The sequence below is a fragment of the Lacibacter sp. genome (assembly GCF_035299325.1).
GTDB lineage: Bacteria > Bacteroidota > Bacteroidia > Chitinophagales > Chitinophagaceae > Lacibacter.
Genome location: NZ_DATGWT010000004.1, coordinates 22890 through 37448, shown reverse-complemented (window position 1 = coordinate 37448; position 14559 = coordinate 22890). Strand labels below are relative to the sequence as shown.

Below are 14559 nucleotides of genomic sequence, written 5' to 3'. Positions count from 1 at the left end.
TTTTGGTATGAGCGCAGAAACACTGTTATTTTACAAGTTCAAAAATAAGCGTATGGCAACAGAAAACAAATATGGAACGGCAGAAAGGTTGATGCGGTATGTGCAGGTAGATACACAAAGCGATCCGGAGAGTAACAGTTCACCCACAACCGAAAAGCAGAAAGACCTGTCGAAGATATTGGTGGAAGAATTGTTGGTGATGGGAATTGCCGATGCACATATGGATGCTGACGGCTATGTATACGCTACAATTCCATCAACTACGGATAAAGATGTCCCTGTTGTTTGTTTCTGCAGCCATGTTGATACAGCGCCCGATTGCAGCGGCACAGGCGTAAATCCTATTCTTCATAAAAATTATGATGGAAATGATATTGTGTTACCTGATGATGAAACACAGATCATCAGCACTTCGAAATACAGCTATCTGAAGCAACATATTGGGAAAGATATTATCACCGCAAGCGGCAATACACTGCTCGGTGCTGATGATAAAGCAGGTGTAGCCATTATCATGAGTATGGCAAATTACCTTGTCCAGCATCCTGAAGTAAAGCATGGAATGATTAAACTGTTGTTTACACCTGATGAAGAAGTAGGAAAAGGAACCGATAAAGTTGATCTGCAAAAACTGGGAGCAACAGTTGCTTATACATTGGATGGTGGTGAGCTTGGCACCTTGGAAGATGAAACATTTAGTGCTGATGGCGTAAAGATCATTGTGCATGGTGTTATTGCGCATCCCGGTTATGCCAAAGGTATTTTGGTGAATGCATTGAAGATCTCTGGAGAAATCTTAGCTGCTCTTCCCAAAACAGAATGGAGCCCGGAAACAACTGAAAAGCGACAAGGCTTTGTACATCCTGTGAGTGTAAATGGGATTGCAGAGAAAGCAAGCATTGATTTTATTGTGCGTGACTTTACTGTTGAAGGTTTAGTACAACATGAAGCAAGATTAAAAACCATTGCAGAAGAAGTGTTGAAACAATATCCAAACTGTACAATGGAGTTTATTGTAAAAGAACAATACCGCAATATGAAACAGGTGCTCGATCAACATCCTTCAATAGTTGCAAATGCAGTGGAAGCGTATGAGCGTTGCGGCTTAACAGTTGTAAAAGAACCTATCCGTGGAGGAACAGATGGCAGCCGTTTAAGTTATATGGGTTTGCCTTGTCCTAATTTATTTACGGGTATGCAGGCCATTCACAGTAAACATGAATGGATAGGAGTGCACGACATGGAGCAAAGTGCCAACATGCTTATTGAATTGGTGAAAGTGTGGGAAGAAAAAAGCTGAGTTACATTTTTACAAAATTACTTTCCGGCTTTTCTTCGGGCCAGATGCGGATGCCCCAGTAAATAGGATATGCAATTGTGCTTACAAAAATGAACAGCAACACCCAGATGATACGTTCTTCATTCTTTACACGCTTGTTATTGATGGCATGAATGATGAAGTAGATCATAAGACCTAGTTGCACAAAAATAAGTATGATAACGGAAGCAATAAAACCCATCATATTTCCAAAGAAAAATTCCGGCGGAATATCGCCATGTTCATGTTCCATGCGAATTATTTCCGGGAAAAAGGCAGCAAAAAAATAGATAAGGAATATTGCAGTAGCCACTAATGGCAGAAAGGCAAGAATGCCTACAAAAACTTTTTTTGACCGTGTCATGATGGTTTGTTTTCTTAAAATTAAACATTCAGTTGCATAGTTTCTTCCCGTTTATAAAGGGAATGTGGTACTTTGTATCAAATTTTTACAACTATGGATTTACTTGTCAGTTATTGGTGGGTATTACTCATCCTCTTCATCGTCTTCAGCGGGCTGGTGACCGTTAACCAGGGAACTATTGCCGTTATCACCATGTTTGGAAAATACCAGCGTATTCTTCGTCCGGGTTTGGGATTTAAGATTCCCATTCTGGAGCAGATCTATAAAAGAATCAGTATCCAAAACCGAAGTGTTGAATTAGAATTCCAGGCGGTAACAATTGACCAGGCAAATGTGTACTTTAAAAGTATGCTGCTTTACTCTGTTCAAAACCACGATGAAGAAACCATTAAACGTGTAGCTTTTAAATTTATCAGCGATAAAGATCTGATGCAGGCGTTGATCAGAACGGTGGAAGGTTCTATTCGGGCATTCGTGGCTACCAAACGCCAGGCAGAAATTTTAACTGCCAGGAGAGAAATTGTTGATTATGTAAAAGAGCAGATCGATCATTCACTGGAAGAATGGGGATATCATCTGCAGGATCTTCAGATCAACGATATTACGTTTGATCAGCAGATCATGGAAAGTATGAGTCGTGTGGTAGCAAGCAACAACTTAAAAGCTGCTGCAGAGAATGAAGGTCAAGCATTACTCATCACTAAAACAAAAGGTGCAGAAGCTGAAGGTAATGCTATTAAGATCGCTGCAGAAGCAGAACGTGAAGCTGCCCGGTTACGTGGACAAGGTGTGGCGCTCTTCCGCCAGGAAGTTGCAAAAGGTATGACAGAAGCTGCAGAGCAAATGAAGCAGGCCAATCTTGATACCAATGTGATCCTCTTCAGTATGTGGACTGAAGCTGTAAAGAATTTTGCAGAATATGGAAAAGGCAATATCATCTTCTTAGATGGTAGTGCCAGCGGCATGGAAAATACCATGAAGCAAATCCAGGCGTTAATGGTGAAACAGGCTGGAGTATAAATTCTTCAACTTTATATCAGAAAGGGTTAGCATTGCTAACCCTTTTTCATTATTCAATAATGAGATTACTGTAAGTATTCAATTTTATAATCACCCACATGTTTCTCACTATCTGCAATCAGTTTCTTTTGCCGGAAGTAATTAATGATTCCTGTTACAAATAGTATGGCCGAAATAATGAAAAAAGGGATTTCGAAAAAGCGGTTGTTTTCTACATGCAGCAGGCTTTTGATACTCAGCCCTGCCACAAGAAAATATAGTGATGTTCGTACAAATGACAGGAAAGTTGTTTGATTTGCCATTTTAGTGCGTTGAATGGCCAGTCGTTCTCTTAAAATCAGATCTTTATTAATGCTGTTGTCAACAGTTGTTTCCATATCGTAAATATATCAAATTGTTCACCAAGCGATGCCGCCCTTTATCCGGATGTGATCAGTTTGTGTTATTGATATTGGATATAAACCGGCTGCGGCTTTAACTGTAAAATTTCTTTGGGCTGCATAATTTTATTTCCATTGGCAGCATCATTTTTATAAAATACTTTGAAGCCTGTAAATTGAACAGGCTGCTTAAAAATGAAATGATAGTAGGTGCTCTTTTTCAGTGCTTCATTTCCAAAGCCATCCATGTTAATGATAATCTGCACTTCGGGGTATGTTTTAATTTCCCGGTAATTTGTCAGCATTGGTGAAGTAAAGCGATGTACAACCAGCATTTTGGGCGGTAGCTTATATTTCAGTACGATGGATTGTAGCCATTCTGTTGCAAAATTGATATCAGTTGCATCAAAACTTCCAATGGCAGATCCTGGAGTTTTTCCTGTTTTCATGGAGTATTCGGCATCAATTCCCAGATGCACATTTGGCCGTTGTAAATACTTTTCTAACCTTGGCAGTTCCTGTTGTAAGGTGCTGAGCCCGGGTTGCACATCGAGAAAAACAAGTCCCTGAATTGAATCACCTAATGCAATTGCTTTCATGATTTCCTTTTCGGGCATTCGTAACCGATAGTAACCATCGCCTGCGCTTCCCTGCGCTGTTACTGCAATGTAATGGACAGCCGGGATTACTTCTGTTAATGAATCGGCTTGTCCCCATACATCTGTTTGTGCTTTTATTTTTTCCAACAAAACGGGAGTTGAGTATTCGCCCAGTATACCCATATTTCGGCTATAGAAATTTCCATAAAATGCAACAACCCGTTTGTAAGGTACAATGGCACCTGCAGCAGGTAAAGCAGAGTTTACAGGCCATCTTCCGGTTTTATCGTTGTTTGCTAACTGTGTTACTTTTTTCTTGTAAAGCCCTGTATCAAAACCTGTCTGCTTTGGTATACTATCGGGCGAAGAGACATAGACGATTGATACCGGTGCGTGGTCATTTGCTTTGCAGGCATTTAATTGAAACAGAAGTAAACCGCTAAGAACATACTTATAATAAAGCGTTTTTTGGAATATCGTGAAACCTTTTTTCACCGGTTATATTTTATCAGGAAAGTAAGACTCTGAACTACTTTTAAAAAGGACCTGTATTGTTTTCTACGCTGATTTACATCATGAATTCAAAGGTTAACGGCATTCGTTACTAATGAATAAGCAGCAGATCAGACACGATGCAGAGCTTTTGAATCAGTTCTTGCACTGATGCGCATCAAAGGTTAGTAAGGCTGTTATTTTTAATTTGCTTTTATGAAAACCATTTTTCACTTTCTTATTTTTCTATGCTTTATTCCGCCATCCGGTTTTTTATCTGCTCAAATGGACCAACGGATAAAAGTGATTCGGGAAATACCTGTTTTAAGTTATCACAATATTTACCTGCATCCGCCCAAAGTCAATACGCTTTATATCAGTGTCGGTCAGTTTGCCTTGCAAATGCAGGAACTGCACAACAGGGGATACAATGCTGTGTTGCCGGATCAAATTGAAGCGTTTTATAAAAACGGAACGGCGTTGCCTGATCATCCATTTCTGATTTCGTTTGACGATGCGCATCTTGAGCATTACACACTGGCGTTTCCTGTTCTTGAGCAATATAAGTTTAAGGCTGTTTTTTTTGTAATGACTGTTTGTATTGATAAAAATGGATTTCTTTCCGAAAGTCAGATTGCTGATCTTTCAAAACGTGGACATGTAATAGGAGCGCATACATGGGATCATCCAAATATGACGAAACTTACAATGACCAAATGGGATACAGAGGTAGTTAAGCCCAAAGGAAAGCTGGAGTCAATTATAAACAAACCTGTTACTTGTTTTGCCTTTCCTTATGGTGCATGGAATGAACAGTTATTGCAGAAGCTGCACGAAAGTGGATTTGCCACAGCGTTTCAATTGCAGGGTAAACTCAGTAATAAATATCCGTTATTAACGATGAGGCGAATGATGGTGAGTGGAAATACATCGCCGGAGTTATTGGTTAAACAAATGAAAGGGTTTTTTAGGTAGCAGTTTGTTTGGGAAGGGCCAAGCAATTATCATCAGGAATATAGAAAAAACAGAGCCGGCCAAAGCCGGCTCTGTTAAAAAATTACATTTACATTTTTGGCGGCGGATTGATCTTTGCCGTTGGTACCACATTCTTAACCGGCTTTGTTGATTTAAGAAAAGCAAACACTTTACTTATTTCTTCGTCTGTTAAATTTTTATAAGCTTCCCATGGCATTGGAGGTAATATCGGTCTTGTATTCTCCATGCCTTTATACTTTCCTTCACGTAACACTTTTTTAAATTGCTCTTCGGTCCACATACCTATACCCGTAGAATCGCTGCTGATGTTGGCTGTGTAAGATTGGCCCCATGGACCGATCATGGATGTGAAGTCAGGTGCAAAAAGCACCCAGCCTGCTTTCACTGTAGCTTCATCATAAGGCGGAAGCGGTGAACCTGCCTGGTGACCTCCAAACCGAAGTTCCGGAATTATCTCTGGACCTTTTGGTCCCATACGTTTAGGTGAATGACAGATCTCGCAATCGAGTGAGGCAACCAAACGTTCACCTTCTTTAATTTTATCTTCCGCATTCGGTGCGGGTGCTGTTGTTTCTTTTGTTTCTGCTGCCTGGTTGTTACAGGCATTAATGAGCAGGATGCATAATAGTGCCGTACCGGCAATCTTGAATGAATAGCGCATGATTGGTAGTTTTGGGTTTATAGTTATGGCTGCTTAAAGCAGACGTTAAAACAATACGTCAAAAAAAAGTGAAGTCATCCGGTTCAGAAAAAGTGCGGATTAATCAGGTATAAGTGATTTTACAACCTAAAGTAGTGTCTTATTTCAGGAATTCATAGTTTTTTGCAAATGTTCTTTGAACAACGGAAAATTAAATAATAGGCTGTTCCATGAAATAAAATTCAATCTGATGAAGAGAGAACAATAACAAATTACTCGATTGCGGTAAGTTGAATGATTCGGCAAAACATAAATATTAAACCGAAATCATTTATGAATAGCTTATATTGATGTGTGTTACAGATCTTTTTTTTGCGATGTGGCTATGCCTGCTTTTTTATTATTTCAATCGGTTGTAATAATTTCCCAAAAGATGTTCAGCGAGTGAAATCAGTTGACTCTGTTCTTGTTTCAACCCCTGAAGAGGTTTTAGATAAGTATCAAACTACTTCGATTGATTCATTTCAGGTCAGCAATATTGTAACTAATTATGATGAAAGTGGAAAAGAAGTGTCAGCACATGAATTGCTGGCATATGCCAAAACTTTAATTGGCATTCCTTACAAACACGCATCCGTTGATCCTGCAGAAGGATTAGATTGCTCCGGTTTTATTACGCATGTGTTCAATCATTTTTCCATCACCGTCCCCCGTTCGTCTATTGACTTTACGAACTATGGTGTAACTGTTGATCCTGCTGACGCAGCAACCGGTAATTTAATTCTGTTTACCGGTACGGATACCCTATCTGAAGTGGTTGGACATATGGGTATTGTAACAGACGTAGTTGATGGCGAGCTGGAATTCATTCATTCAACTTCAGGTAAAGCTTATGCTGTTACTATTACCAAACTAAATGCGCATTACAGAAAGCGGTTCGTTAAAATAATCAGGATTTCTTACAAGGCTGCCGGTGAACATTAAGAATCAGAGATTTCGTGCAACAGAAAAAAAGAATGTACTTCCTTTTCCTTTTTCAGATTCAAGCCAAATCTCGCCGCCATGTCGCTCAACAATTCTTTTACAAATAGCTAATCCAATACCGGTTCCTTTGTGAGTTGAATTTGAATGTAAGCGCTGGAAGATCACAAAGATTTTTTCAAAATATTTGGGTTCAATTCCCAAGCCATTATCCTTAATTGAGAATATCCAATGTGTGGAAGTTTTGTTAGCTGCTATATGTATTTGCGGAGGTGCTTCGCTTCTGTATTTGATAGCATTGCCAATAAGATTTTGGAACAGTTGCGATATTTGTATGTTGTTTGCCCTGATTACAGGCAGCTCGTTAAAAAAGATTCCGGCAGTTGGTTCATTCAGATCTTCCATAAATATTTTTTTTATTTCATTGATAACATCTGCCACGTTTACTTCTTGGTATTCAATTACAGTTATACTTGTTCTGGAATAATTTAGCAGGTCATTGATAAGGGTCTTCATCCTCTTTGTACCATCAACAGCAAAATGAATATAGGATTGTGCTTTTTCATCTAATTGTCCATCATACTTCTTTTGGAGTAAATCCATGTAAGAAGATACCATCCTGAGTGGTTCCTGCAAATCGTGTGATGCTGCATAGGTAAACTGCTCAAGTTCTTTATTAGTCTCATTGAGTTCTTTGTTCTTGCGAACTAATTCTTTTTCAATAGTGATCAGATTGTTGATCGTTTTTACAGCATAAACTGCAATGGTGCTTAGCAACAAAAGGATTAAAAAGATATTAACCAGCAACAGGTATCCTTTTATATCTCTTGCTGTTTCACCCAGCGCATTCGAAAAGGCACTTTCTTTTTCGGAGAGTTGCGAAGAAAGAAAATTGATCTCAGTTGTAAATTTTACTCTTTGTTCTGTTGATAAAGTACCTGATTGAATTTGTGCATGAACTTTGTTGCCAATGCTGTCAAGTTTATTGATCAATGGCTCTGCTGATGCCCAGATGTCAATTGCTTTTTTCATAAACGGAACTTTATGAAAGGTTTTAAAAAGCCAGATCATATCAGGAATGTCAGATGTATGATTTCTGCCCATAATAAAACCTTGTTTGGCAATTGAATCAGGTTTTTGAGTGAGTAAAGCGGTTCTTGCTATGTTGTCGCCTTTCGGAACGGCAATTGATTTGTTGAAGGCATGCCAGTAGCCGATGTTCTCCGATTCTACATAGGTAACAAGATATAAAGAGGCATCTTTCTGTCCCTTTGAATATTCGGATTCGCCATTGATGTAAGCTCTTGCAGCCGAGAGTACTTTTATTGTATAAAAATTGGTTACGATCAGTAAGAAAGAAACGAAAAGAATAAAGAGCAGCAGGAGCGATTTCTGTTTTTTCATGGTGTCTTATGGTAAACTCAAGATAAGTTTAATCCGTACTCTTTGCAAGAAGAATATCTATTCTAAGACAAACATTTTATGCTTATAACACTGTAGTGGGAGTAACTAACTTATTCTGTTATTTGAGATGCTGAAACCACAGTATGTTCGGCAGAAGCAATAATTTCTTTAATAATCAATGTAAGTTGCTGTTGCAGGTCATCTGTGTTTTTATAGATCACCCGGTGATCACTTGCTCCGGAAAGAGTAGTAGAGTGTTCGGCTTCTTTATGCCGGAGATAAACAACAGGTTTGTTCTTTGCTTTTGCATAACCGGCCTCAATACCAATACCGATTCCTTTGTGCGATGTTTCAGCGATCAACAGATCACACTGTTCTAATTCCTCAAGTGCAGAACGCATCATTTCTTCTTCCTGCGATTCTTCAAATTTGTAATGATCAACAAAAACAAATGATTCTACCTGGTGTTCTTCAAGAACACTCATAATAGCAGTGATAGCGGTGTTAAGACTCCTGCGACGTTGGTAGCTGATGGAGATATAGGCTTTCATACAGCTGCAAAATACGGATTGTGGATGATGATTTGTTTTCCGGCCAACCTGATGATGTAAAAAAGTTAGTCACATGGCTGGGGAAAACCTGAAACAATAGTTTGTCGGCCCGAAATAGCCTGAAAGTATTGGATTCCTGAGTTAATCAACTGGCAATTCGGGTATGAAATAGTAAGCATTGCAACCATTTCTGCTTGTCCGGTGAGGTTGTATTAGCTAAAAGGGCAGCGCTTTTTGAATAATTTGGTTTGGTATAGAACGGTCTTTTAATGCAACTGTGATTGTTAGATTTTTTCATTGCCGAACTTTCTTGAAATAAAATTGTTTGAGAGCAATAGTTACAAATTGACGTAGGGTAAACCGAAGCCTTTCTTTTTGTTTAACTTACATGTTCTTTTTTCGTTTACAGTGCATTAATGATAAACAGCTATAATGAAATTACGTTTGATCTTGGGTTTGTTCTTATTCGCCGCTTTCGTTTTGAATGCTGAGGTTAGTGCAGCTCAGCAATTTTCTATAAGTGGTTTTGTGAAAGATGAAAAAGGCAAGCCAATTGCACTCGCAACTGTGAGTGTTTACAAAACAGCTGATTCAGCTTTTCTAACGGCAACAGCAACCGATGAAAAAGGCAGGTTCAGTGTGATTGTAAATGGAGGCTCTTACTATTTTGCCGTAACATTTCTTTCGTTTCAGGAAAAGAAACTAAGTAATGTTGTTGTTTCAGATAAGAATATAAATCTCGGAACAATAGTGTTGCAGGAAGCGGTAAAACTAATGTCGGAGATCGTAGTTACGTCAGAAAAGAAATTGATGGAACTGAAACTTGATAAACGGATCTACAACGTAAGCCAGGATGTAAGTAATGTTGGAGCGAATGCTTCGGAGATATTGGCCAACATTCCATCTGTAACTGTTGATCCCGATGGCAACGTAAGTTTAAGAGGAAGTGAAGGTGTACGTATCCTGATCGATGGGAAGCCATCTGCATTAACAGGCTTACGAAGCACCGATGCATTGCGCAATCTGCAGGGCGCTATGATTGAAAGGATAGAAGTAATCACCAATCCATCTTCACGTTATGATGCGGCTGGTGAAACCGGTATCATCAATATCATTCTCAAGAAAAATAAAACCAGAGGTTTCAACGGAAATTTTACTGGAACCGTTGGCTATCCTTCAAATTTCAGCGGCGCATACAGCATCAACTATCGTACACAAAAGATGAATTTATTCTCCAGCTTCGGAAGTAACTACCGGCAAAATCCAGGCAATGGTTCGTCCTCACAAAAGTTCAGCAGTGCAGATACAAGTTTTGTGTACAACCAAAGGCAGAACAGAACAAGACGTGATTTCTCTGTTAACTTTATGGCAGGTATTGATTATTACATTTCATCTAACACAACATTTACCGGTTCGTTTTTAATTGACGGTGGCAGAGAAAATAATCTCAACAAATTATTTTACGAAGATCTTAACAGCGCCGGGACGCTAACCCGCAGTACAGAACGAACAGATGATGAAACAGCAACTGAGCGTGATACGGAGTTGTCGTTAAATCTTACAAAGAAATTTTCCGGCGATAAAGAGCGTGAATGGACCACTGATTTTAAATGGACCAATAGCGGCGAGAAAGAAAGTTCTGATTACAGTCAAACCTTTTCTGATGGTACAAAACCATTGTCGCAGCGGTCAGGCAATCCTGCATACGAAGACAACCTGTTGTTGCAAACAGATTACTCGCATGCTTTTGGTAAAGATGGAAAATTTGAAACCGGTTTAAAAGGAACCATCCGCAGAATCACAAATGAGTTTTTAGTGGAAGAGCAGGATGTAAATGGTGATTGGATAACATTGCCGGCATTTGATAATAATATGGAATTTACCGAGCAGGTGTATGCAGTGTATGGTTTGCTCGGCAACAAAATAAAAGATTTTTCTTACCAGTTTGGTTTACGTGGCGAACTAACGATGATGCGTACAGGATTAATAAAAACAAATGAGATCAATGACCGTCGGTATGCGAATCTTTTTCCTTCAGCAAGTTTATCTTATGCGCTTGACGAAAAAAATACATTGCAGTTGAGTTATAGTTATCGTATCAACCGTCCCAACTTTCGTAACCTTACACCCTTTGCTGATTTTTCTGATGATCGTGTTTATTTTGTTGGTAATCCAAATCTCAATCCTGAATTTACACATTCAATGGAAGCAGGGCATTTGTTGGAGTGGAGTAGTGGCTCGTTGCTTTCGGGCGTTTATTACCGTTACAAAACGGGAGTGGTAGAACGAATCAGAATCATTGATACGGTTACAGGCGTCAGCAATATTGTTCCGGTAAACCTGTCTACGCAGAAAGAACTGGGTATTGAAATGACATTTGCAGTTACTGCATTCTCGTGGTGGAAAATCAATAGTACAGTTAATTTCTTTCGTGCTGTTGCAAATGGAATGTATGAGGGTACTGAGTTAAACAGCGAAACAGTTTCGTGGACAAACCGCACCACTTCACGCATGACATTTTTTAAAGACCTCGATTTTCAAGCTTCTGTCAATTATCAATCGCCACGAATTACCACGCAGGGTAAAACGTTGGCTATTTATTCTATTGATCTTGGCTTAGTGAAAGATGTTTTTAAAGGCAAGGGTACACTTACATTCAATGTGCGTGACTTGATGAACAGCCGCAGAAGGAGAACCGTTGTTGATATTCCCGGATATTATTCTAACTCTGATTTTTTATGGCGGCCACGGCAAATGACCTTAACGCTTAACTTCCGCATTAACCAACAAAAGATCCAACGGGATAATGATAATGACGATAACGGGAACTTTGAAGGATAAATAAATTATACATCTTTCTCTTCAAACGACAATTCAATTTTTTTTATATGCGCTTCAACTTTACGGTACTGAACGCCTGCAGTATCAAGCATGCGCCTTGATGCCAGTGAAGTATCGCTGCCATTATATTTATCTGACAGATAAATTACTTCTGTAATGCCTGACTGTATAATTGCTTTCGCACATTCATTACATGGAAACAAAGCTGTATAAATTCTGCAACCGTGCAGATCCATACCAATGTTATTGAGAATAGCATTCAGCTCCGCATGACATACATAAGGATATTTTGTTTGCAGAAAATCTCCCTGCTTATCCCATGGGAATTCATTGTCGTCGCAACCGGCAGGTAAACCATTATAACCAGCTCCAACAATTTTGTTTTTATTGTTGACAATACAGGCACCTACCTGTGTCGCCGGATCTTTACTTCGCTTGGCAGAAAGAAGGGCAACGCCCATAAAATATTCATCCCAGGATATATAGTTAGTTCGTTTACTCATTTTTGGCTCTGTAGATTTTGAGGAAGATTATGTTTGCTGTGAAGTTAATCTGAAACGTAATTCATTTTACAAACCGGGGTTGTGGCTATTATGTCGCCACAGATCCATCTCAATTTCAATTTATTTTCTTCAATAAACTTAAGCAAAACAATTACTTACATGTGAATCGTAAAATTACCAAGTAATTTGTCTATTTACAAAAAACCGAATTTTACTAGTTTTACATCGAATTAGTAAGTGTTTGTATCTATCCAATCCCAATGAAAATGAATATTTCCTCAGAGTTTTCTCTTATTCAGTTTCATAAGTATTTACGGGGTTCGGTTAAAATGAACAAATTGAAAAGTTGTGGATTACGTAAGGAAAAATCGTAAAACAACTTCAGGTTCATCGTATCAACACGGCCAAATTCAGTAATTCTAATCTGTACTTATGAAACATTTTTTATCCGTAATTATCCTTTTTGCTATTAACATTACATGTGTTAATGCTCAATTATCAAATGGTGGAACACTCGCCAATTTTACGATTGATGCCGATACAAAAGTCGGTTACGCAAAATTTGGTACCACTACACTCGCTGCTTACAATAATGATGATTGGTTTTTGCCAACGTCATATTCGGGTACCGGTAAAGGTGTAATTGACACAACCGGCGCATCTTTTTTCAGAACAAGGTTAATGGCGGGTAATAATATTTCCTTCAGCCGCAGAATGAATGTGGTGAATAATACGGTTGTTAATGGCCGAATATGGGTTGATGGCTTGTATGTCAGAGATTATATAGGCAGCAACATCGATTCATTGAACATGTCTTATGACAGTACTACGTTTGGTAATGCCGCTAAAAACGCCGGTAACCCAAATACGAACTGGAATGTAGGTACACAAACTATCCCGGGTAAAAATGATCTGATTGATGGCTTTGCACATATTCGTAGAGATGGAAGTTCACCAAGTGATTCTTTATGGATGAACTTTGCAATAAGCACTCTTGGTGTGTTAGGCACACGTTATTACGATATTGAGCTTTTCAAAAAATCATGTGTTTATAACAGTACAACAGGCTTATTCAGTACTGGTGGTACAGAAGGTGGACATTCAGAATGGAAATTCAATGCCAGCGGTCAAATAATTCAAACAGGTGACCTGATCATTTCAGCAACATTCAGCCCTGGTTCTGCACCTGTACTCGATATCAGGATATGGGTTTCTGCAACAACGCACAGCACAGTAAACCCTGCTTTTTTCAATTTCAATGGAAATTTCGATATGCCGTCGGGCGGTAGCTATGGCTATGCTCAAATTGTTTCAAATGCAAATACAACTGCCTTTGGCGCAGGCACTTCAAACTACAGTGGCGTAGAACTTATCGATACTACTTATGCTACGCCATGGGGTGCAACGACTTTTAATGCAACAAATACACAGCGAATATGGTCTCAAAATTTTAATCAGCTTCAATTAGTAGAAACTGGAATTAATTTAACCCGTATTGGTTTAGACCCTTCATTGTACACATCTTTGGGTATGGGGCAATGCTCGCCTTTATTTAATTCTGTTTTCTTCAAATCAAGATCATCTGCATCATTTACCTCAAACCTGCAGGATTTTATGGGCCCTTATGATTTTGGTGCATTACCTGCTGCTTCAACTGTTGCTGCATCTTCTAATTTTCCGGCATTGTGTCCGAACAATCCTGTAAGTACACTTTTTGTGAATAACCCGGTTAGTTCATCCCTTTACGAGTGGAGTACACCCAATGGCAGTATTTCAACCAACCCTGCAACTGGTACAACAATCGACATTAGTGGTCCCGGTATTTATTATGTTGCTCAACGTTTATTCAGTGGATGCGAAGTTTATGCAGTTGATACTATCCAGGTAGTTTACACATCCGGCAGTTGTTCTATTCTGCCTGATGCTAAAATTGAGATCAACGCAAACACCCGTGGTAATAAAGCAATTGTTAGCTGGAAAGTGGAGGATGAAATGCTTTCTTCAGCCAGCAGGTTTGTTGTTGAACGAAGTATTAATAATGCTGCCTATGTAACGGTAACAGAAATGAATGCTGATATGAACAAAACTGTTTACTCAATTGAAGACATTCTTTCAGTGCAGGCTGCAGGATACAATTACAGAATTAGAATAATGAAGAAAGATCATTCAATTGCTTACTCTTCTTCAATTTTAGTTAAGACTAAACAGTCAACTACCGAATTGAGTTTTTATCCTAACCCTGCTCAACATGAATTGAATTTGTACACCGGCACTGAAGTAAAAAATGCGCAGGCAGTTATTTACGATATATCGGGTGCAGTATTACAGCAAACAAGTTTTTCAGGTAACAACCTTAATATGAACATCAGCACGCTTAAGCCCGGTGCTTATTATTTGAAAGTGCAGCAAAAGGATGGTGCAGTTGCTAAGATGCACAAGTTTGTAAAACTCTGATCTGTTTCAGTTGTAA

At 38.9% G+C, this 14559-nt stretch carries 13 protein-coding genes; 6 read left to right on the top strand and 7 right to left on the bottom strand.

Annotated elements, in window-relative coordinates; translation table 11 throughout:
* The first annotated feature begins 52 nt into the window (after positions 1 to 52).
* Entirely contained in the window at positions 53 to 1300 is a 1248-nt protein-coding gene (gene pepT / locus VK159_RS01870; protein ID WP_324228439.1) for a peptidase T, read from the top strand.
* Between the two features lies 1 nt (position 1301).
* Here the strand turns inward: pepT and VK159_RS01865 are convergent, their stop codons facing one another.
* Entirely contained in the window at positions 1302 to 1682 is a 381-nt protein-coding gene (locus VK159_RS01865) for a hypothetical protein (RefSeq protein ID WP_324228438.1), read from the bottom strand.
* A gap of 93 nt (positions 1683 to 1775) precedes the next feature.
* On the opposite strand from VK159_RS01865, the gene VK159_RS01860 reads away from it, so the two are divergent.
* Positions 1776 to 2702 carry an SPFH domain-containing protein gene (locus VK159_RS01860; protein WP_324228437.1) on the top strand — a complete coding sequence of 309 codons (927 nt, stop codon included), beginning with the start codon at positions 1776 to 1778 and terminating at the stop codon, positions 2700 to 2702.
* 65 nt (positions 2703 to 2767) lie between these two features.
* Here the strand turns inward: VK159_RS01860 and VK159_RS01855 are convergent, their stop codons facing one another.
* Together VK159_RS01855 and VK159_RS01850 are read right to left on the bottom strand one after the other, a co-directional pair.
* Complete coding sequence (locus VK159_RS01855) at positions 2768 to 3079, bottom strand: DUF202 domain-containing protein (protein ID WP_324228436.1); 312 nt, start codon at positions 3077 to 3079, stop codon at positions 2768 to 2770.
* Positions 3080 to 3144: 65 nt separating this feature from the next.
* Entirely contained in the window at positions 3145 to 4176 is a 1032-nt protein-coding gene (locus VK159_RS01850) for a hypothetical protein (protein ID WP_324228435.1), read from the bottom strand.
* A 213-nt stretch (positions 4177 to 4389) separates the two neighbouring features.
* Here VK159_RS01850 and VK159_RS01845 point away from each other — a divergent pair, with 213 nt between their 5' ends.
* Positions 4390 to 5148 carry a polysaccharide deacetylase family protein gene (locus VK159_RS01845; RefSeq protein WP_324228434.1) on the top strand — a complete coding sequence of 253 codons (759 nt, stop codon included), beginning with the start codon at positions 4390 to 4392 and terminating at the stop codon, positions 5146 to 5148.
* An 88-nt stretch (positions 5149 to 5236) separates the two neighbouring features.
* Here VK159_RS01845 and VK159_RS01840 read toward each other — a convergent pair whose 3' ends face one another.
* Positions 5237 to 5830 carry a c-type cytochrome gene (locus tag VK159_RS01840; protein ID WP_324228433.1) on the bottom strand — a complete coding sequence of 198 codons (594 nt, stop codon included), beginning with the start codon at positions 5828 to 5830 and terminating at the stop codon, positions 5237 to 5239.
* Between the two features lie 423 nt (positions 5831 to 6253).
* Here VK159_RS01840 and VK159_RS01835 point away from each other — a divergent pair, with 423 nt between their 5' ends.
* Positions 6254 to 6793, top strand: coding sequence for a C40 family peptidase (locus tag VK159_RS01835; RefSeq protein ID WP_324228432.1), 540 nt, complete (start codon positions 6254 to 6256; stop codon positions 6791 to 6793).
* 3 nt (positions 6794 to 6796) lie between these two features.
* Here the strand turns inward: VK159_RS01835 and VK159_RS01830 are convergent, their stop codons facing one another.
* Positions 6797 to 8194, bottom strand: coding sequence for a sensor histidine kinase (locus VK159_RS01830; RefSeq protein WP_324228431.1), 1398 nt, complete (start codon positions 8192 to 8194; stop codon positions 6797 to 6799).
* A 110-nt stretch (positions 8195 to 8304) separates the two neighbouring features.
* Positions 8305 to 8745: a nucleoside 2-deoxyribosyltransferase gene (locus tag VK159_RS01825; RefSeq protein ID WP_324228430.1), complete on the bottom strand. Its 441-nt coding sequence runs from the start codon at positions 8743 to 8745 to the stop codon at positions 8305 to 8307.
* Positions 8746 to 9177: 432 nt separating this feature from the next.
* Here VK159_RS01825 and VK159_RS01820 point away from each other — a divergent pair, with 432 nt between their 5' ends.
* The gene (locus VK159_RS01820; RefSeq protein WP_324228429.1) at positions 9178 to 11586 is read left to right on the top strand and encodes a TonB-dependent receptor; all 2409 of its coding nucleotides are present in this window, start codon (positions 9178 to 9180) and stop codon (positions 11584 to 11586) included.
* 5 nt (positions 11587 to 11591) lie between these two features.
* Here VK159_RS01820 and VK159_RS01815 read toward each other — a convergent pair whose 3' ends face one another.
* Entirely contained in the window at positions 11592 to 12089 is a 498-nt protein-coding gene (locus tag VK159_RS01815; protein WP_324228428.1) for a dCMP deaminase family protein, read from the bottom strand.
* Positions 12090 to 12521: 432 nt separating this feature from the next.
* On the opposite strand from VK159_RS01815, the gene VK159_RS01810 reads away from it, so the two are divergent.
* Complete coding sequence (locus tag VK159_RS01810) at positions 12522 to 14543, top strand: T9SS type A sorting domain-containing protein (protein WP_324228427.1); 2022 nt, start codon at positions 12522 to 12524, stop codon at positions 14541 to 14543.
* Positions 14544 to 14559 lie beyond the last annotated feature (16 nt).

What these genes read in the sequence shown, in the direction of transcription:
- pepT (WP_324228439.1), top strand. Translation starts at nt 53, where the DNA reads ATGGCAACAGAAAACAAATATGGAACGGCAGAAAGGTTGATGCGGTAT.
- VK159_RS01865 (WP_324228438.1), bottom strand. Translation starts at nt 1,682, where the DNA reads ATGACACGGTCAAAAAAAGTTTTTGTAGGCATTCTTGCCTTTCTGCCA.
- VK159_RS01860 (WP_324228437.1), top strand. Translation starts at nt 1,776, where the DNA reads ATGGATTTACTTGTCAGTTATTGGTGGGTATTACTCATCCTCTTCATC.
- VK159_RS01855 (WP_324228436.1), bottom strand. Translation starts at nt 3,079, where the DNA reads ATGGAAACAACTGTTGACAACAGCATTAATAAAGATCTGATTTTAAGA.
- VK159_RS01845 (WP_324228434.1), top strand. Translation starts at nt 4,390, where the DNA reads ATGAAAACCATTTTTCACTTTCTTATTTTTCTATGCTTTATTCCGCCA.
- VK159_RS01840 (WP_324228433.1), bottom strand. Translation starts at nt 5,830, where the DNA reads ATGCGCTATTCATTCAAGATTGCCGGTACGGCACTATTATGCATCCTG.
- VK159_RS01830 (WP_324228431.1), bottom strand. Translation starts at nt 8,194, where the DNA reads ATGAAAAAACAGAAATCGCTCCTGCTGCTCTTTATTCTTTTCGTTTCT.
- VK159_RS01825 (WP_324228430.1), bottom strand. Translation starts at nt 8,745, where the DNA reads ATGAAAGCCTATATCTCCATCAGCTACCAACGTCGCAGGAGTCTTAAC.
- VK159_RS01820 (WP_324228429.1), top strand. Translation starts at nt 9,178, where the DNA reads ATGAAATTACGTTTGATCTTGGGTTTGTTCTTATTCGCCGCTTTCGTT.
- VK159_RS01815 (WP_324228428.1), bottom strand. Translation starts at nt 12,089, where the DNA reads ATGAGTAAACGAACTAACTATATATCCTGGGATGAATATTTTATGGGC.
- VK159_RS01810 (WP_324228427.1), top strand. Translation starts at nt 12,522, where the DNA reads ATGAAACATTTTTTATCCGTAATTATCCTTTTTGCTATTAACATTACA.